This window comes from Fusibacter fontis (genome assembly GCF_055378735.1).
On the sequence record NZ_AP042445.1, the window covers coordinates 493,844 to 512,767 of the forward strand.

General features: G+C 36.2%; 16 protein-coding genes. 11 read left to right on the forward strand and 5 right to left on the reverse strand.

The features are described 5' to 3' along the window. Positions 1-119: 119 nt before the first annotated feature. Positions 120-998 carry a YitT family protein gene (locus ACZ41W_RS02120; protein ID WP_464313230.1) on the forward strand — a complete coding sequence of 293 codons (879 nt, stop codon included), beginning with the start codon at positions 120-122 and terminating at the stop codon, positions 996-998. A gap of 162 nt (positions 999-1,160) precedes the next feature. Here ACZ41W_RS02120 and ACZ41W_RS02125 read toward each other — a convergent pair whose 3' ends face one another. Both ACZ41W_RS02125 and ACZ41W_RS02130 read right to left on the reverse strand, forming a co-directional pair. Beyond that, the gene (locus tag ACZ41W_RS02125; RefSeq protein ID WP_464313231.1) at positions 1,161-1,463 is read right to left on the reverse strand and encodes a hypothetical protein; all 303 of its coding nucleotides are present in this window, start codon (positions 1,461-1,463) and stop codon (positions 1,161-1,163) included. 175 nt (positions 1,464-1,638) lie between these two features. Further along, positions 1,639-2,799, reverse strand: coding sequence for a hypothetical protein (locus ACZ41W_RS02130; RefSeq protein WP_464313232.1), 1,161 nt, complete (start codon positions 2,797-2,799; stop codon positions 1,639-1,641). Between the two features lie 461 nt (positions 2,800-3,260). Between ACZ41W_RS02130 and mnmA the strand changes: the two genes are divergently transcribed. Both mnmA and ACZ41W_RS02140 read left to right on the forward strand, forming a co-directional pair. Beyond that, the gene (gene mnmA / locus ACZ41W_RS02135; protein WP_464313233.1) at positions 3,261-4,331 is read left to right on the forward strand and encodes a tRNA 2-thiouridine(34) synthase MnmA; all 1,071 of its coding nucleotides are present in this window, start codon (positions 3,261-3,263) and stop codon (positions 4,329-4,331) included. A 97-nt stretch (positions 4,332-4,428) separates the two neighbouring features. Continuing rightward, positions 4,429-5,136, forward strand: coding sequence for a deoxynucleoside kinase (locus ACZ41W_RS02140; protein ID WP_464313234.1), 708 nt, complete (start codon positions 4,429-4,431; stop codon positions 5,134-5,136). A 180-nt stretch (positions 5,137-5,316) separates the two neighbouring features. On the opposite strand, the gene ACZ41W_RS02145 is transcribed toward ACZ41W_RS02140, so the two are convergent. Both ACZ41W_RS02145 and ACZ41W_RS02150 read right to left on the reverse strand, forming a co-directional pair. Then, positions 5,317-6,936 (reverse strand): M23 family metallopeptidase, encoded by a 1,620-nt coding sequence (locus ACZ41W_RS02145; protein WP_464313235.1) that lies wholly within the window; start codon positions 6,934-6,936, stop codon positions 5,317-5,319. Continuing rightward, positions 6,933-7,199 (reverse strand): hypothetical protein, encoded by a 267-nt coding sequence (locus ACZ41W_RS02150; RefSeq protein WP_464313236.1) that lies wholly within the window; start codon positions 7,197-7,199, stop codon positions 6,933-6,935. The genes ACZ41W_RS02145 and ACZ41W_RS02150 overlap by 4 nt, the downstream gene beginning before the upstream one ends. Before the next feature lie 326 nt (positions 7,200-7,525). On the opposite strand from ACZ41W_RS02150, the gene ACZ41W_RS02155 reads away from it, so the two are divergent. From ACZ41W_RS02155 to ACZ41W_RS02180, 6 genes are all read left to right on the forward strand, one after another. Then, the gene (locus tag ACZ41W_RS02155; protein ID WP_464313237.1) at positions 7,526-8,491 is read left to right on the forward strand and encodes a DUF4003 family protein; all 966 of its coding nucleotides are present in this window, start codon (positions 7,526-7,528) and stop codon (positions 8,489-8,491) included. A gap of 421 nt (positions 8,492-8,912) precedes the next feature. Continuing rightward, positions 8,913-10,049: a DUF3798 domain-containing protein gene (locus ACZ41W_RS02160; protein ID WP_464313238.1), complete on the forward strand. Its 1,137-nt coding sequence runs from the start codon at positions 8,913-8,915 to the stop codon at positions 10,047-10,049. Between the two features lie 90 nt (positions 10,050-10,139). Next, on the forward strand, positions 10,140-11,735 hold the full coding sequence (locus tag ACZ41W_RS02165; RefSeq protein WP_464313239.1) for a sugar ABC transporter ATP-binding protein: 1,596 nt from the start codon (positions 10,140-10,142) through the stop codon (positions 11,733-11,735). Beyond that, positions 11,735-12,775 (forward strand): ABC transporter permease subunit, encoded by a 1,041-nt coding sequence (locus ACZ41W_RS02170; RefSeq protein ID WP_464313240.1) that lies wholly within the window; start codon positions 11,735-11,737, stop codon positions 12,773-12,775. Before ACZ41W_RS02165 ends, ACZ41W_RS02170 begins: the two co-directional genes overlap by 1 nt. Next, the gene (locus ACZ41W_RS02175; RefSeq protein ID WP_464313241.1) at positions 12,775-14,034 is read left to right on the forward strand and encodes an ABC transporter permease subunit; all 1,260 of its coding nucleotides are present in this window, start codon (positions 12,775-12,777) and stop codon (positions 14,032-14,034) included. Before ACZ41W_RS02170 ends, ACZ41W_RS02175 begins: the two co-directional genes overlap by 1 nt. 62 nt (positions 14,035-14,096) lie before the next feature. Then, positions 14,097-14,957: a DMT family transporter gene (locus tag ACZ41W_RS02180; protein WP_464313242.1), complete on the forward strand. Its 861-nt coding sequence runs from the start codon at positions 14,097-14,099 to the stop codon at positions 14,955-14,957. A gap of 124 nt (positions 14,958-15,081) precedes the next feature. Here ACZ41W_RS02180 and ychF read toward each other — a convergent pair whose 3' ends face one another. Further along, a complete protein-coding gene (gene ychF, locus ACZ41W_RS02185; RefSeq protein WP_464313243.1) occupies positions 15,082-16,173 on the reverse strand; it encodes a redox-regulated ATPase YchF in 1,092 nt (363 codons plus the stop codon). Positions 16,174-16,311: 138 nt separating this feature from the next. Between ychF and yfmF the strand changes: the two genes are divergently transcribed. Both yfmF and yfmH read left to right on the forward strand, forming a co-directional pair. Continuing rightward, entirely contained in the window at positions 16,312-17,586 is a 1,275-nt protein-coding gene (gene yfmF, locus ACZ41W_RS02190; protein ID WP_464313244.1) for an EF-P 5-aminopentanol modification-associated protein YfmF, read from the forward strand. Further along, positions 17,583-18,875: an EF-P 5-aminopentanol modification-associated protein YfmH gene (gene yfmH / locus ACZ41W_RS02195; protein ID WP_464313245.1), complete on the forward strand. Its 1,293-nt coding sequence runs from the start codon at positions 17,583-17,585 to the stop codon at positions 18,873-18,875. The genes yfmF and yfmH overlap by 4 nt, the downstream gene beginning before the upstream one ends. Positions 18,876-18,924 lie beyond the last annotated feature (49 nt).

Below are 18,924 nucleotides of genomic sequence, written 5' to 3' on the forward strand. Positions count from 1 at the left end.
ATAACATTTTACCTATGGAAAGAAAATATAAAAATGATATAATAGGGGTACTTTAAAAACTGGGTATATATGAGGTGGTATCAGCAATGAAAAATCGGTCTGAAATGAGGAAGTTCGAGATGAAAGATAAGGGAAAAATGAAAAAGGTCAAAGATATTTTTTATGTATTGTTGGGATCGGTGATTTTAGCAGTGGCAATTTCATCGATATTAAAGCCAAATGGTATTATCACTGGTGGCATCACGGGTTTATCCCTTGTGCTTGAACGCGTCATCAAAATTGACTATACAATTTTGTATTATATTCTGTCCATTGTTGTGTTGGGAATGACTTGGTTGACTTTAGGAAAAAAAGAAGCGAAGAAAATTGTCGTATTTTCACTATTTTTTCCGTTGATTCTCATGGTATTTAGTCGATTTAGTTTTAATATGACGCAGAACGACTTATTTCTTGCTTCCATCTATTATGGCGTAATGGCAGGCGTTGCAACAGGACTCATTTTGAAAGGCGGATTTTCTTCTGGTGGGACAGACACCATAGCAAAAATTATCAATCGCAAACTCTTTAGATTTATGAGTTTATCTGCGATCATCGCAGTACTCGATATGATGATTATTGCTTGTGCGGCATTTGTCTTTGATACGAGAATTGCGCTTTATGCACTTTTAACACAAATTGTGGTGATGAAATCCGTCGATACGGTTCTATATGGTTTTTCATCAAAAGTGGTTAAACTCGAGATAATCAGTGAAAAAGAATCAGATATTGAACAATATATTTTGAAGGACTTAGGAAGAGGCATTACAAAATATAATATTCTAGGTGGCTACACCAATCTCAATCGAACAAAACTCGTCGTTCTATGCTCGCCTAGAGAGTCTATTCTCATTCGTGATAAAATTGCATCAGTGGATCACAAAGCATTTGTTTCAGTTTTACCAGTCAATACCGTATGGGGCGAGGGGACCGGGTTCAGTCGACTCGTGGATGAAGATTGATCCATTTATTTAGATGAGAAATTAATAAAGGTGCAAACAAATCTACAGAAATAGATTTGTTTGCAGCTTTTAAATTGATTAAACCTTTAATTTCCATAATATTGAGCCATTAACTTAAAATAGCGCCAAGATACAATTGGTATACATTTATATTTGCTGATATTAATGCAAATTGGAAAAGTATTCTTTTAATGTATCCACATTATCTGGAAATAAGAACATGAGCTCTTTCTCTTCCTTTTGATCATTGACAAAAACAATCCTAATTTTATTTTCATGATCTTCTCTTCTATGATATCTGAATCCATCGTTATGAAATTTTGCGATGTTTTCTTTAGCTAAGGATAGTTCGTGTTCATGTTCTTTTTTTTCATTTAGAAAATGATCTCTGGAACCGCTTTTGATGGTGCCTCTACTTTTGTCGTGAACCACTTGACGTTTAGAATTTGTTCCTCTATAAGGCATTCTATCACACTCCTTTGTAAGAATAAAACTTATTGACTACATACCCAATAAAAGTGTGAATAACCGTTGCATAATGTATACATATCTAGTTTAATCGACCAAGTGTGACAAGGTAGATATAGAATGATCGAACACCTATATACCATTTTTCATCCTCGGCGTAAATGGCATTGAGTCATTTAAAAGGGGATGCCTCTAGAGGCTTGTAACTCAGCCTATTTTCAATGGTATGAATGGCAATTTGAGTACTATCCTCAAGGGTGGTATTAAACTCTTGCCAGCTGTGAAACACATTAAATGGATTGTTGATCATCTGATTCATGCTTGAAGAATCTTTGGGAACAAAGGCCTGTTCTTGCCCAATAATCGCGAAAAGGAGCAGAGGATCGATATCGTTTGCATAGGCTTTTTGAATAATTAAATTAAACTGTTCAGGTGAACCGATCGCACCATTTCTTGTATTCAATATATAATTTTTAACTGCAAAATAATCAAAGGGTGCATAGTAAAAGTGTGTAATTTTATCAAAGTAAGTGTAGTCATAATGCCGATCAGGTGTGTTATCGATAACGGGAATGTTTAAATTCGTATGTCCAAAGACTTGTTCAAATGGATAAGCCTCAAGGTAGTGGCGATCCACGAAATCGGTTTGTATCAAGTCAGAACTTGGTGAAGTTTTTGGATAAAATGAATGGTACACTCTCGATGTAAATGAGAGGATGATCAAAATAAGTAATCCAGTTGCAAGCTTTAAAAAATGTCGAGCAAAAAACGTATTTAACTTTGCATAATAATGCGCATCTTGATGCTCATATGTTAAAGGTTCAACTGGCAGATTCCAATAAGTATTGTCATAGGTGATGTCTTTTGAATCGTTCTCTGATGTACTTGTCTGAAAGAGTGGGGGTTCGATTGCTTCAGATAATGCTGTGCTAAAGGCAAATTCACTTAAAAAATAAGTTTCAAGAGCATCTCTATTGACAGTGATTTGAGTGGACTCGCGTAACCATGAATCGGCTAAATTGAGTTTTAAAGTAGGTTCGAGATCTAAACTATAAATGGCTTCGAATACATCGTTTTTTGTAATGGTATATTGATGACGCGCTAAGGTGCTTTCGATTAATTGAATTTTTATGAGGGATTTATTGGCATCATCAACACCATTGAGATGTTTATCAAAGTGCAAATGAATTGCCTTAGAAAGCAGATTGGCTCTATCAAGTTCACTCAAATGCATAAATCGATTAGAAATCGTATTTTTAATATTTTGAATATCCAATGCAGATAAGATGATATATCTTTTTAATGTCTCAATTAACGTGCTAAGTTCGTTCATATATTCCCCAAATCGTATAGTCATCTATGGAAGTTTCTTTATCACCAATTGGTATTCATCTATCAGTTACCAGTAATTATTTATTTCCTAATCTATATATTAGCATAGTGAAGTCTAGTTCGCATTCAAAAAAATTTTAAAAAAACTATTTACAAGTGAATCAAGAGGTGGTATATTAATATCAAGATATGAAATTGATAATCATTCTCAACAAGAGATGGCATAATGAACGTTTCATACTTAGTATACTCCTTATACTCATAAGCATAATTGTCTTCTTTATTACCCATGAAGAAGCAGATACTCCAAAACGCAAGCTTAATTGATACCTCTATGAAAGAAGGATACCTCGCCAGTATCCTTTTTTTCTTTTTTGTTTATGCTTTAAAGCATGAGTTTTAACTGTATTTCGTCATTGGATATGCTATAATAGTTGGGTATTTGTTAGAAAGGACTGTCAAATGTTAAATAAAAATAAAGTAGTTGTCGGAATGAGTGGCGGAGTGGATAGCACCGTAGCGGCATATAAATTAAAGCAAATGGGATATGAAGTTATTGGTGTTAACATGCGGCTTTGGAAAGATGATAAGTCGTCTGTTGCCCGTAATAACTCTGCTGAAGAAGATGCGCGTCGCGTCTGTGAACAACTAGGAATCCCTTTTCATGTCGTGGATTTTGAATCCTTATTTAGAGAGACGGTGGTAGATGATTTTATCACTTGCTATAAAAATGGAGAAACGCCCAATCCATGTGTTGTATGTAATCGGTTGATTAAGTTTGGTGCATTATTAGATAAAGCACATGAACTGGGTGCCTATTACATTGCAACGGGCCATTACTCGTCTGTTTACTATGATGAAGCGATTAAGCGATATGTGATTGAGATGGCCAGTGCTAGAGAAAAAGATCAAACATATGCGATTTATACGCTCAAACAAGAACAGTTACAACATGTTCTTATGCCGTTATCTGATTTTCAATCAAAGGAAGAAGTCCGGAAAATTATTTCTGAAGTGGATGTTCGGATGTCTTCAAAATCGGATAGTCAAGAAATCTGTTTTATACCAGATGATCAATATATTCCATTTTTAGAGCGTTATGGGAATTTAAAAGATACCACTGGAGCATTTTATGACATTGATGGACAGGTACTTGGAAAGCATAAAGGCATCATTCACTATACAGTAGGTCAAAGAAAAGGACTTGGGCTCACTTTTGGTAAACCGATGTATGTCGTTGATATCAATCCAACATCAAATGGTGTTGTTTTAGGGGATAATCAATCGGTGTTTAAAAAATCATTATGGGCAAGAGATGTGAATTTTATTTTATTTGATAAGCTTGAAGGACCGATGAAATGTGAAGCGAAAATTCGATATAGTGCAAAACCAGCAACATGCACCATTGAATCAATTGGCGATGAGTTGTACGTAGAATTTGACGAACCTCAGCGCGCAATTACACCGGGTCAATCCGTTGTGTTTTATCAAGGAAATCGACTTGTGGGCGGCGGCATTATCATGAGAAAATAATTAGATCATTCAAAGCAATGGATTATGCAAGAAGCAATGGATTATGCAAGAATAACTGTATCATCTAAAAAAGAAATGGATCATGTAAGGAGTTTTCATGTTTAAGCAGTTTATCAGTACCAATCGTGAAATATATTTAAATAAAGGAGTCGACAAAAACATGGCAATAGTAATTGATGGCATCATAGGAGCAGGAAAAAGCACCATTGGAAAATTTATCAGCGATTCTTTAAATGTTCCTCTATTTGAAGAATTAAAGGATGATGGAAAAGATTCATTAGCGCAACGCATGTTAGACTTATTTTATGCGGATCAAACAAGATGGAGCGCAATCATACAAGTCATGTTTTTAAACGACCGTTTTAAGGATTTAAAAAGAATTGAAGCAGATGGAAACAATGCAGTTTTAGACCGATCGATTTATGGAGATGAGATTTTTGCCAAAACGATTCACGAACGTGGACAAATGACTGCAGATGAGTTCAAAATTTATAGAGATTTACTCCACAATATGTTAGAACACATTCAACCGCCTCAAGTTTTGGTCTATATCGATGTAACGGTTGATACGGCTATGGAAAGAATCAATCGTCGCGCACGCTCAACTGAAGGTGACTTAATTCCAAGAGATTATATGGAAGATTTGAAACGCAATTATGAACTTTGGTATGAGTCTTTTAACTTATGTCCAAAAGTAAGAATCGATCTAAACGATTCTGCTTTAGATGAAAATGGTTGTGTAAAAGAGTCGGTTAAAAATGAAATTTTGGATCAAATTCGTCCATTTATTCATTGCGAATCATAATGAATCTGAACAAACTAATTAACCTGAACAAACTAATTAACCTGAACAAACTAATTAACCTGAACAAACTCATTAATCGGATTAATCTGAACAACTAGTAAAAAATAAGCCTATTTAGAACGGTTCACTTATATTAAGTGACAGGTTACTAAATAGGCTTTTATTTTTTGAGAGTAGATGCTATGGCTCTAATTGATAATGAGTCTCTTTAGTGAGTGCTTCGTGATACCAAAAATAGCCAGGTTCTAAATTAATGTTGTAGTAAGAAATCATAAAATGTAAGTGCGGACCAGTTGAAAAACCTGTAGAACCTACAGTTCCAATAGTTTGACCTCGCTTAACGAGTTCACCAAGTGTAACAGTAAGGGAGTTCATGTGTTCATATACGGTAAAAATACCTTCACCGTGATCGAGAATCACAGTATTTCCAGTCAAGACAAGATGATAGGCTAATACGACTTTTCCTGCATTTGAAGCAAAGACAGGGGTTCCTTGTTTTGCCCCAATATCGATTCCTTGGTGTCGATAAGAAGTAGGCGCTCCATTAATCGTGCGTTTTTCTCCAAGTTCTGTATTCAGGTGACCACTTGCAATTGGCAAAATAAAAGGTTCTGTGTAATAACGTTCATCATGACTTGTTCTTCTAGCTGGATTGAATACTTGTCGATATTCAGCATAAGCATCATCCGTTTGAGTGTCTTCTTCAATGGAGGTGTCCACTACGAGCCTTTGTACTTTGAAGTCGCGAGGGAGAACTTCAACGGTAAAATGTTGGCTTTCTCCTGTGGATGGGTGTGTAATCTCGATATTGCGTAATCCGGGATCCGTTATATAGCTAGTGGGCAAATAAGCTCGATAATTTGGATAATCGCCGTACCATTTAAAAAAGGGATTGAGATCTTGAACGACTTCATAAGAATCGACAGAATCAATATAAAAGGCACTTAAATAAATGAGTTCGCCTTGATAAACAGTTGTTTTACTGATGGTAAATCCCGCAGGGATAGCGATCTCAACGTCAAATCGGTAAACCGCAGCTCCTTTGTATCCTTCTGTTTCAGCATTCCAATTGAGTGATAACTCATATTCAAACGAACCATTTTCATTCCATATTGGGAGTTGAGCGGACGTTATATCATTTTCCCAAACTGTATTTCCAGTATCTTTTGAGCGAATGATTAAAGAAGCGGTTTGGATGGATTTATCTGCGAGCCATTCAATCGTATCATGATTAGATGAGACTTTATATGTAGATGGTTTCGCGAGTGTTTGTGACGATGCTTCCCAGTCGTACCAATTGCGATCCCATTTTCGAATTTGCCAGTTGATCGATTCACTCGGAAGTAATGACTGAGCACCGTTTTGCTTGAGTTGAACCATTGGAGGCGAAAGTGGGTGATAGATGGCATCAAAAAAAGAATACGTCGCAAAAAAATGAGGTTCCTCAACTACGTAATAGTGGTAATCTTGCAAATTATTTATGATGATTTTTCCTGAGTTTAAATAGAGAACTTCGTATTTTACGGTGTGTTGCCAAAAATTTTTAACGGTTAACTGATACGTTTTAAGGATTTCTTCAGAAGGCTGAGCGATTTGCTTTTTTGAGTGAAGTTCTTCTAAAAAAATCGATTTCTCATCGCTATTTAAGGATAACTGAGTCCACGTTTGCTCGCTATCCGATTGAATTGAAATCTCTATCACGCTTAATTGGTTAAAACTTTGTGAGGTCAAATGATAAAATGCGAAGATCATCATAGATAGTACAGTAAATATCATGATCAATCGCTTGATCAGATTCATGAGTTCTCACCAGATAATCGCTTGTTTCTAAAATACAGGAGTGTATCCGTAGATACCATACATAAATTCAAAATATACAGATAAATCACACCATCATAGTGGTAAAAGAGCTTGTTTAATATCCCAGAAACGTATCCAACCATCAAAATAACGAGAAATAACACGCTTTTTCCCTGAGTAGACTGAGATTTCCAAGACTTGTAAATTGAAAAGGGCCATGCGGCACCAAAGCATAATAACATGATAATTTCAAAAATACTCATTTAATTCCTCCTGATTGTTTGTCTCTATTTATTTTACCTTATTTATGGATTATGCGTCTAGTTTATTGATGGTTTAATGGATGTTTTATCTATAATTAATAACTGTGGAAATTGCATAATTACCTTTTCGGTGTGAAAATCATGTGTTGAAAAATTAAAATGGCTCAATCACGCCATTTCAAAAATTGAGATTCTCACAAATAAGAATTATGCAATTTTCTAAACTTTTTAATACAAAAATAGGAATAAATCCGTATACTAAAATTAAGATAGAAACTTTCGCAAAGTAAACTTAAAATGCTGAAAATCAAATATAGGAGGTCGTGATGCAATTACAATTAGTAGAAAAACTAAAACTAGTCGAGAATCATTATCATATATTACAAAAAGCCTTTAAGTGGGAACAGGGATTATATCATCATTTCATTGCGCTCGTAGCCATGCAAAAAAATCGATCCATTGATGTTGAAAGAATTAAACAAGCTCAACAAGTCATTAAAAATGAAACGGGTGTTTTTTCAGAAATGCGAGCACACAATTATATTCTAAGTGCGTTGATTTCTCTAGAATCGAATACAGTTGAATCCGTTTTTCACGAAATTCAAAGATGTGAAGGCGTCCTTAAGGCGGCAGGATTTAAAAATAGCCAAAATTTGATATTTGCATCATTTGCGCTATATAGATGCAGTGAACATGCAGATATTGTAGAACTCTCTCAAAAGGCATTTCGTCTGTATAAGGAAATGCAAACCAATCATCCATGGCTGACGAATACAGATGATTACTCCATGTCAATTATGATTGCGTATTCTAATATTCCGTTAGAAAAATGCGAAACCATTTATCAACAATTGACCCAAGTCGGTTTTTCAAAATCAAACGAACTTCAAGCATTATCACATATTTTATCTTTTAGCGATCGAACCATGTACGAAGTTGTCAACCGATGTTTAGCACTTAAAGAAGCCGTTAAAGCCAATAAATTGAACACATATTCTGGTAAGTATTCTGTATATGGAATTGTATCGCTGATTTCACTAGAAGATCCTTCAATTGAAAACAAGTGGATTGAGGCGATTCAAATGATGAAGGGACAAAAGATCTACAAATGGATTGACCGTGATTTCGTCATGCTGTTGGCATCCTTTTTAGTTAGTGATATATGGTTACAAGACGATCATTTAAATGCAGTGGTTGCAACCACCGCTATTGAATCTATCATAGCTGCACAAATGGCTGCGATCATGATGGCCACTACGACAGCAGTGGTAATTTCAACGACGACAACTTGATTCATTTTTTAATAAATCGATTATAAATCGATTATAAAGCGATTATAAACCGATCATAAACTGATAAAAGCGACTCGATTTTTGCACAATTTGTGTGAATGATGAGTCGCTTTTTTTGATCAATGATCTGTTATCGGAATGTTATCGGGGGAAGATTCATATAAAATTTACTATATGGTTATTTTTATAAAATCTTTCAATTTGTAAATAATATTCAAAATATATGGATGCAGCATCTCGAATTATGCATATCACTACAATCTTGTTGTAAGGTTTCAACTATATAACGAAGTTATGTTAATCAAAACACCGAAATGTTTCGACATTTTAATTATTCAGAAAAAAAGGAATATTCAAACAAATGTAGAATTATCTCATTCAAGGACAAAAGTCCTTAACAAAACTTAAGGGGGATCATTCAATGAAAAAGTTATTTGCATTTTTGATGATTATGATCATGATTTTTCCAGTGACTGGCTGTGGAAAAAAAGCAGATCTTGGAACATCAGGAATCGATCTAGGATTCAAAGTAGGCGTAGTAACAGGTACTGTTTCACAAGGTGAAGAAGAGTACAGAGCTGCTGAAGCAGTAAAAGCTAAATACGGCGATCAAGTTATTTTACAAACTTATCCTGATAAATTTATGGATGAGCAAGAAACAACAATTTCGAATATTTTAAGTATCGCAAATGACGCTGACGTAAAAGTTATCGTGATTTGTCAAGCTGTTCCTGGTACATCAGCAGCTATCGATAAAGTAAGAGAAATCAGAGATGATATTCTTATTATCGCAGCTGTTCCTGGCGAAGCTCCTGATACAATCTCACCTAAAGCAGACCTTGTAATGCAAGGCGATGAATTAGGTATGGGTTATACAATTATCGAGCAAGCTAAAAAAATGGGTGCTAAAACATTTGTTCATTACTCATTCCCAAGACATATGTCATATCCTCTTTTAGCTGCTAGAAGAGACATCTTTAAAGAACAATGTGAAGCAAATGGTATTGAGTTTGTAGATGCAACTGCACCAGATCCAACTGGAGATGCAGGCGTACCAGGCGCTCAACAATTTATTCTTGAAGATATTCCAAGAAAAATCGAAGAATATGGCAAAGATACTTGCTTCTTCTCAACAAACTGCGCAATGCAAGAGCCATTGATCAAGACTTCTCTTGAACAAGGTGGTATTGTTGCTCAACAATGTTGTCCATCTCCTTACCATGGATATCCAGGAGCACTTGGAATCGATGTACCTGAAGATAAACAAGGTGATGTTGCATACATCGTTGAACAGATTACAGCAAAAGTGGCTGAAAAAGGTGGTACTGGTAGATTTGCAACTTGGCCAGTTCCAGTTAATATGATGTTCGTTGAATCAGGCGTTGAGTACGGTATCGCTTGGGCACAAGGCAAAACTGAAGGTAAAGTAGATAAAGCTTATTTAGAAAAAGTATTCTCAGATTTTGCAAAAACAGAAGTTAAGTTAAACGTTCTTGAAGAAGGCGGAACTACTTATGATAACTTCTTACTTCTTTTATCAGATTATATAACGTTCTAGTGAGATAACGTTCTAATACAACCAAAGTTTGAAAAGGTTGTTCGATATCATTTCGGACAACCTTTTTATAAGAAATGAGGGGTGAATATCTTGAGTAACGCACTTTTAGAACTTAAAGAAATCTCCAAATCCTATGGGGAAAATCAAGTGCTGAATAACGTAAGTTTCTCGCTCGAAAAAGGTGAAATTCTATGTTTATTAGGTGAAAATGGTGCTGGAAAATCGACTTTAATGAATATTTTATTTGGTATGCCAGTGATCCACACGACAGGTGGATTTTCTGGTCAAGTGCTTTTAGAAGGCAATCCTTTGGTAATTGATACACCTGAAAAAGCGATGGAAGCGGGTATCGGCATGGTGCATCAAGAATTTATGTTGATTCCTGGTTACACAGTAGCAGAAAATATTAAATTAAATAGGGAAATAACAAAGCAAAATCCCGTAAGCATGCTCTTTGGTAAAGATTATCGTACACTTGATACGAAGAAAATGAACGAGGATGCGAGAAAAGCACTTGATACTTTAGAGATTGGAATTGATGAATACGCTAAAGTTGAAGGTCTTCCAGTAGGCTATATGCAATTCATTGAAATTGCTCGTGAAATAGATAAAAAGAACATCAAAATGCTCGTTTTTGATGAACCAACTGCAGTATTAACAGAAAGCGAAGCAGATAATCTTATCAAAGCCATGAAATCACTCGCTGCTAAGGGGATAGGAATTATCTTTATCACTCACAGGCTAGACGAAGTAATTGCATGTTCAAATCATGTGGTCATCTTAAGAGATGGTGGTTTAGTATCCTATAAACCGACTAAAAATACCAATGCAATTGAACTTGCAGAATTGATGGTAGGAAGAAAAATTGAAAAGATGGTTCCTCAGGAAGATCATCGAAATCTGAGTGATCAAGATATTATTTTGTCTTTGAAAAATTTTAAAGTCGGTATGCCTGGCGAAATGGTTAAAGGAATGGATTTGCAGGTGCGTCGTGGTGAAATAATTGGAATTGGCGGACTTGCAGGACAAGGAAAAATCGGTATTGCAAATGGATTGATGGGTCTTTATCCAGCGAAAGGTGAAGTGCTTTTTAACGGTGAACCACTGATTCTCAATAATCCGATGGCCTCATTAAAACGTAAATTGGCATTTGTATCAGAAGATCGCAAAGGCGTGGGACTATTGCTCAATGAGCCAATCGACGTCAATATTGCCATTACTGCTATGCAAGTAAACAATAATTTCTTAAAGAAATATGGTTTGTTTTCTCAAGTGGATACGGCTAAAATGACCAAACATGCGTCTGAGATGGTAAGACTCTTTGATATTCGCTGCACAGGAATTAACCAAAGAACACAAAGGTTAAGTGGCGGAAACCAGCAGAAAGTATGTCTCGCGAGAGCAATTACGCTAGAACCTGAAATATTGTTGGTATCAGAACCGACGAGAGGAATCGATATCGGAGCGAAAAAACTTGTTTTAGATACACTCATTGATTTAAATCGAAATAAAAAAATGACCATTATCATGACTTCGAGTGAGTTAGGTGAATTGCGTTCAATCTGTGACCGAATTGCGATTATCTCTGAGGGAAAATTGGTTGGCGTTCTAAATCCAGAAGACTCTGATGCGAAGTTTGGTCTTTTTATGTCAGGAAAAACAGATATTCCAGGGGAGGTCCAATAATGAAAGCAAAATTCATGCATATTCTTAAAACTATTGGCATTCCAAGATTAACGATTATTGCACTTTTGATTATTGTCTACATTGCCGCGTATGTGTTGGATTTAAATGTGCCATCTTTATTCTCAGATAACTTAGTAAGAATGGGAATGAATGGTATTTTAGTACTTGCAATGGTTCCGGGAATTTTATCTGGAACAGGGCTCAACTTTGGTTTGCCACTTGGTATTATTTGTGGTATTTTGGGTGGACTCATTAGTATTGAACTTCAGCTAACGGGATTGTTTGGATTGTTTGTAGCGATGATCATCTCCATTCCACTTGCAATTTTAGCAGGTTATTTTTATGGTCTCTTGCTGAATAGAGTGAAAGGGTCAGAGATGATGGTAGGGACCTATGTGGGCTTTTCTGTAGTATCGCTGATGTGTATTGCTTGGCTCGTCCTTCCATTTACTTCAGACTCGATTAGATGGCCAATTGGAGATGGATTAAGAACGACGATAGCCTTAACAGATTACTATGATAAAGTGCTGAATAAACTTCTCGCTTTTAAAGTGTTAGGTGTAAAAGTACCTACGGGGTTACTCTTATTCTTCTTTGCAATGTGTTTCTTAGTTTGGCTGTTTTTCAAAAGCAAGACAGGCTTGGCGATGATTGCAGTAGGTAGTAACAATAAATTTGCTAAAGCATCTGGAATCAACGTCGACAAAAGTCGCTTAATTTCAACTGTTATTTCGACGATGCTCGGTGCAATCGGTATCTTAGTATATGCACAAAGTTATGGATTCTTCCAGCTTTATACTGCACCACTCATGATGGGATTTGCAGCTGTAGCGGCTATTTTACTTGGTGGCGCATCGGCGCATTCGGCTCGGATTGTTCATGTTATCTTTGGGGTATTTATCTTCCAAGGTCTTTTGCTTGCAGCATTACCGGTAGCTAACGTGATTTTCCCAGAAGGAAATTTATCTGAAGTTATGCGCGTAGTTGTACAGTATGGCATTATCTTATATGCATTAACTAAAGCAGGGGGTGGACACTAATGAATAGAAAAATTAAAGACCTGCTGATCAAAAATATCGTTACCATTGTATTTACTATTTTATGTATTTTAGGAATATGGGCATCTCAGCAACCGCTACCTTTTATTGCAAAAGAGTTGATTACACGCGTTGGTAGAAATTCATTCTTAGTATTAGCATTAATTATTCCTGTTATTGCCGGTATGGGACTTAACTTTGGTATCACTATAGGCGCAATGGCCGCTCAAATCGTCATGATTTTTGCCATCAGTTATGGTGCTACTGGTTTTGGTGGCGTTATGCTCTGTATTGCACTTTCTACACCAATTGCAGCACTTTTTGGATATTTAACAGGGGTTGTTCTCAATAAAACAATGGGTCAAGAGATGATTACCTCTATGATTCTTGGATTCTTTGCAAATGGTTTGTATCAGCTGCTATTCTTATTTATGGTAGGAACGATGTTGCCAATTGGGAATAAAGATTTCTTAATTCCTGGAGGCATTGGAATCGTCAATACCATCGACTTAAAAGGCAATTTAATGTATGCAGTAGATGGACTTTTCTCGATGAAACTTCCATTGACGTTGATTTTGTTCGGCACTACTTTTGCGATTATTTTGTCCATTCTTCACTTTAGAAGCAAAAAAATCTTTACGAAAGTACAAAATAATCATTTTTACATGAGATTGGGAATGTGCTTAGCATTTGTCGCAATGGGATTGATTATCCAATTTACTAACAACTTATACAAAAATTTTGACATTCCTGTTATAACAGCGTTCTTTATTACTTTAATTGCGGTGTTTAATGTACTCATTTTTAAAACTAAGATGGGACACGATTTTAGGACGGTTGGCCAAGATATGCATATTGCCCATGTATCCGGAATCAATGTTGAAAAGAGACGTATCCTCTCGATTGTAATCTCAACTGTACTCGCAGCATGGGGTCAAATCATCTTCTTACAAAATCTTGGAACGCTCAACACCTATGGCTCTCACGTTCAAATCAGTACATTTGCCATTGCTGCTATTTTGATCGGTGGTGCTTCTGTTACGCGTGCAACGGTGGGGCAAGCTTTAGTCGGTGTCGTGCTCTTTCATACACTGTTCATCGTTTCTCCAATGGCAGGGAAAAACCTGTTTGGTAATGCACAAGTAGGGGAGTATTTTAGAACGTTTATCGCGTATGGCGTCATCGGCTTATCATTAGGCTTACACGCGTGGAAAACATTTGCAGCAAAACAAAGCAAAGATAAAATTGATTTAGATGAATAAATAACTGTATAATAAAAGGGAGCATTCGATAGAATGCCCCTTTTTTAATACGGAGGCAAGTGATGAATACACCTTTAAAGAGAAGTACCTCGGTAATATTTGTAATATTTGCAGCAATGCTTTGGAGTACAGCTGGCTTGCTGATTAAAATGATCGACTGGAATCCGATAGCAATTGCAGGCATACGAAGTGGCATTACCAGCATCGTTTTATATGTTTTTATTCTGCTTTTAGAAAAAAAACAGCCGAAAAAACCTGATAAATACGTAGTCGTAGCGTCAATCAATTATGTTGTTTTGGTCTTTTTATTTGTGAGTGCAAATAAGTTAACCACTGCAGCAAATGCAATCCTCTTGCAGTTCACTTCTCCTGCATGGATCTTAATTGTGGGTGTGCTCTTTTTTAAAGAAAAATTTTACCGAAAAGATTTAATTGCAGTCATTGTTGTATTTTTAGGGATGGCACTTTTCTTCATGGGAGATATCGAAGCGGGTGGCATGTTTGGAAATATCTTGTCGATTTTAAGTGGATTGGGCATGGCGCTTTTGGTATTTTCTTTAAAACGCGTTAAAAATCATTCTCCTCTTGAAATTGTTTTTTGGGGAAATTTAGTGACGTTTTTTGTTTCCATACCTTCGTATGGTGGCATTGTGTGGACATCGTCCAGCATCATCGGCATTGTTCTTCTAGGCGTTTTTCAATTGGGTTTTTCATATGTATTTTTCACAAAGGGAATTGCAGGTGTCACTGCACTAGAAGCCATTTTACTGCCAGTGTTTGAACCACTTTTAAATCCGGTTTGGGTATATCTTGGGACAGGAGAACTTCCTACGATGTACGCATTGATTGGAGGGGCTGTTGTTTTAGTCGCGGTCATTGCCCATAGTCAGATGTCTACAGGAGCTGCAGAAATAGATCAGTAAGTATTAAACATAGTAAGGTCAAATATCTTCTTTGAATCCACATAACCCATAATAAAAAGCTACATGAGTGTACACGTATCGTTGGTGGTGTACAAACTCATGTAGCTTTATTTATTGTGACTGTTTACACGTTGAATCTAAAATGGATCACATCGCCATCTTGAATAACGTATTCTTTCCCTTCAAGACGAACTTTCCCGTTATCCTTAGCGGCAGCCATTGAACCGTATGTCACTAAATCATTAAATGCAATGGTTTCTGCACGAATAAAGCCACGTTCAATGTCTGAGTGAATTTTTCCACCAGCTTGAGGCGCTTTTGTTCCTCTGCGAATGTCCCAAGCTCTTACTTCTTGTGGACCTGCTGTTAAAAAGCTGATGAGGTCAAGTAAATGGTAGCTTGAACGAATTAATTGATCAAGACCAGATTCTTTTAACCCGAGCTCTTCTAAAAAGGCTTGTCTGTCTTCATCTTCAAGTTCGGCAATTTCTTGCTCAACTTTACCGCAAATGACCACAACTTCCGCATTTTCAGATTCAGCGAATTTTTTAACTGCTTTCACATGATCATTTTCAATGCCTGCAACGACATCTTCCTCAGAAACATTTGCACAATAGATGATCGGTTTAAATGAAAGAAGGTTCAATGACTTGACAAAATCGCGTTCATCTTCAGTTAAATCCATCGTTCTTACTGAGAGACCATCGTCTAGAACTTTTTTTACGCGCTCTAACATTTCAATTTCTGAGCCTAAAGTTTTATCGCCTTTAGCTTGTTTAGATGTTTTCGCAATGCGTCTTTCTAAGATCTCAGAATCTGATAAAATAAGTTCTAAATTAATGGTTTCAATATCGTTTAATGGCCCGATTTTTCCTTCTACGTGTACGACGTTTTCATCTTCAAAACATCTTACGACGTGAACAATGGCAGCAACTTCGCGAATGTGGCTTAAAAACTGGTTTCCAAGACCTTCTCCCTTTGATGCACCTCTTACAAGTCCTGCAATGTCATAAAACTCAATTGCTGTATTGACGATTTTTTTTGAATCATACATGTCTCTTAACACTTCTAAACGTTTATCTGGAACAGATACAACGCCGACATTTGGTTCGATTGTGCAAAATGGATAGTTTGCACTTTCAGCACCCGCTTTTGTAATTGCGTTGAAAAGTGTACTTTTTCCAACATTTGGCAAGCCAACGATTCCTAATTTCATTTTTTACCATCCTTATATTTAATCTTACGATTGATTTACAGTGTCGTCACATCAAAATATTATAACGTATTAACAAGGGGTTGTAAATAAGTTATAATGTCCTTATACTGTGTCAAACACAACAAGATGGGAGACAATATGATTAATCATACAACGAAGGAAACCATTGCAGAGGGCATTAAGCTGCATATGGTGCATTCAAAAAAATTTAAGACCATCCTTTTTGGTCTCTATATTAAACGACCACTTCGCACTGAAGAGGTGGCTCTCAATGCGCTTTTATCAAGAGTCATCGATCAGTCAACGGCTCATTATCAAGATTCTCAGGCGATTAGTCAAGCTTTAGAGATGAATTTTGGTACGCTCATTGTGTCGGATGTTCATAAGTATGGAGAAAAACAGATGATTCAAATAAAAGCACAGATTCCTGGTATGGAGTATGTAGAAGATCCTCTAGTGTATCGAAATGTATTTCAGCTTTTGAATGATATGATCAATCATCCGCGTATGATTGAAAATGGATTTGATCCAGATTTATTTAGACGTGAACAAGAAGCGTTGATAGCTGAAATAAAGCAACGTAAAGATCAAAAAAATAGCTGGGTCATGACGCGTTGTATTGAAGCGATGTTTGAGGGAGAACCTTACGCCATTCATGAACTTGGAACGGTGGAGATGGTGGAGGCAATTAATCCTAAACAGCTGATGGAACACCTTCTTAAAGTTTGGACTGAGTCAGAAATTGATATATGCGTCATCGGAGATTTTGGCGATGAGAAGATGCGTGGCGATATTTTAGAATCATTTGAATTTAAAAGAGGTCAAATCGAGGCAATTCAGAGAGAAAAGGTCATGGTAAATCCTTTAAAAGTACGTCGAATTGACGAACCTCACGACATCGCTCAAGGAAAAATTTGCATGGGGTATCGCCTGAATGTTCCTTATGAATCACCTTTATATATTGCCGCAGTTGTAGGGAATATTGTGTTGGGTGGTGGAGGAAGCTCAAAGCTATTTAAAAATATACGGGAAAAAGAGAGTCTATGCTACAGTATTTATTCGCATATAGAGAAACATGTTTCCGTTTTGATGGTTAATGCAGGTGTAGATTTTGATAAGTTTGATCGAGTGGAAGTATTAGTGACCGAACAAGTGGATGCGATTCGGAGAGGCATGTTTGATTCAGATGAACTGGAGTCTGCCAAAAAAATATTTATCTCGAATCTCCAGTCGTTATCGGATTATCCAAATTCGTATATGAATTTTTATTACAACATGATGATCACTGAAGGGGAAGTGGATGTGGAGCAGTATATTAAACGTATTGAAGCGGTAACGAGTGATATGGTTTGCAAAGCATTTGAGGAGATTCAATTAGATTCAGTGGTTCGATTAACACAGGAGGTTTCATGACACCTATAGTCCATTCTTTTTTTGGAGAGAACGTTCACGTTAGACAACTCAAATGCGGTTTAACCGTTTATTTGATGAGTAAGCCGTATTTTTCAAAAAAATATGCATTTCTAAGTACACAGTTTGGAGGGTTTTATCACCAATATGAATACGATGGTGAGAGATTTGAAGCGTCTAAAGGTGTTGCGCACTTTTTGGAACATCAAATTTTTGAATCACAAGGAAAAAGTCACTTTGAAAAATTTGAAGCACTTGGAGCAAGTTTAAATGCCTATACAAGCTCTACGTCTACTGTTTATCACTTTGACACTACTGAAAATTATGAAACTTGCCTAAAAATGCTTGTGGATATGGTTTTTAATATTCATATTACGGATGAAAGTGTTGAAAAAGAGAGAGGCATTATCATCCAAGAAATCAAAATGTACATGGATGAGCCAGAATGGGATCTAAATACCAATCTCATGAATGGACTCTATCAACAACATCCAATTAAAGAAGATATCGCAGGAACCGTTGAATCTGTTCAAAATACCACAAAAGATGAAATTATCAGATGTTATGAGCATTTTTACCAACCATCCAATATGTCGCTCTTTTTGTATGGTGATTTTGACCTGGAGCAGATATATGCATTAACTGAAAAGCTTTTCGAACATGAATTTTCATGCGTGCAATGTGTAAAACAAGTGAAGCCAACATTGATATTGCCCGAAGAGACATCTCAAATAGGGTATCTTGAAAAAACTATGGTCAAAGATGTATCCTTGGGAATGGTGATGGTAGGCTTTAAGGGAAATGTTTCATATTTTAATGAGAATCGTTACAGAAAGTTAGGAGCGCTTAAAATTGCAAACGATCTGATGTTTGGAAGAAGTAGTCATTTTTTTAAAACATCATACGATGCTGGGATTGTTTTTGAAGGATTTGATTTTGATATCCAGGTTGGAGACGGATATGCCATGGCTGTTATTGGCAATGAAACCGACCATCAACAACAAATTGTTGAAGGCATTCTAGATACGATTTCTTATTATCAGAAGAATGGATTTGAAGAAGCTGATTTTGTTCGAATGAAAAGAAAAATTATGGGAAGAACAGTGGCGTCTTTTAATTCACTTCAATCTATTGCAAACAACTACACGCATTTAATCATGCGAAATAGCAATTTATTTGAACAACTTGAAAGTTATAAAGACATTTCGCTGGATGAAGTCAATCAATGCGTGAAAGCATTTTATGATCTAAGCAAGGTTTCGGTTTCGAAAATTGTCAAAAAAGACGAGTAAGATGATAAAATAATAATTAAGATGATAAATTACAAGATCAATCTAATAT

Excerpts from the sequence above, each read along its gene's own strand:
- ACZ41W_RS02120 (WP_464313230.1), top strand. The coding sequence starts at position 120 with ATGAAAGATAAGGGAAAAATGAAAAAGGTCAAAGATATTTTTTATGTA.
- ACZ41W_RS02125 (WP_464313231.1), bottom strand. The coding sequence starts at position 1,463 with ATGCCTTATAGAGGAACAAATTCTAAACGTCAAGTGGTTCACGACAAA.
- ACZ41W_RS02130 (WP_464313232.1), bottom strand. The coding sequence starts at position 2,799 with ATGAACGAACTTAGCACGTTAATTGAGACATTAAAAAGATATATCATC.
- mnmA (WP_464313233.1), top strand. The coding sequence starts at position 3,261 with ATGTTAAATAAAAATAAAGTAGTTGTCGGAATGAGTGGCGGAGTGGAT.
- ACZ41W_RS02140 (WP_464313234.1), top strand. The coding sequence starts at position 4,429 with ATGTTTAAGCAGTTTATCAGTACCAATCGTGAAATATATTTAAATAAA.
- ACZ41W_RS02145 (WP_464313235.1), bottom strand. The coding sequence starts at position 6,936 with ATGAATCTGATCAAGCGATTGATCATGATATTTACTGTACTATCTATG.
- ACZ41W_RS02150 (WP_464313236.1), bottom strand. The coding sequence starts at position 7,199 with ATGAGTATTTTTGAAATTATCATGTTATTATGCTTTGGTGCCGCATGG.
- ACZ41W_RS02155 (WP_464313237.1), top strand. The coding sequence starts at position 7,526 with ATGCAATTACAATTAGTAGAAAAACTAAAACTAGTCGAGAATCATTAT.
- ACZ41W_RS02160 (WP_464313238.1), top strand. The coding sequence starts at position 8,913 with ATGAAAAAGTTATTTGCATTTTTGATGATTATGATCATGATTTTTCCA.
- ACZ41W_RS02170 (WP_464313240.1), top strand. The coding sequence starts at position 11,735 with ATGAAAGCAAAATTCATGCATATTCTTAAAACTATTGGCATTCCAAGA.
- ACZ41W_RS02175 (WP_464313241.1), top strand. The coding sequence starts at position 12,775 with ATGAATAGAAAAATTAAAGACCTGCTGATCAAAAATATCGTTACCATT.
- ACZ41W_RS02180 (WP_464313242.1), top strand. The coding sequence starts at position 14,097 with ATGAATACACCTTTAAAGAGAAGTACCTCGGTAATATTTGTAATATTT.
- ychF (WP_464313243.1), bottom strand. The coding sequence starts at position 16,173 with ATGAAATTAGGAATCGTTGGCTTGCCAAATGTTGGAAAAAGTACACTT.
- yfmF (WP_464313244.1), top strand. The coding sequence starts at position 16,312 with ATGATTAATCATACAACGAAGGAAACCATTGCAGAGGGCATTAAGCTG.
- yfmH (WP_464313245.1), top strand. The coding sequence starts at position 17,583 with ATGACACCTATAGTCCATTCTTTTTTTGGAGAGAACGTTCACGTTAGA.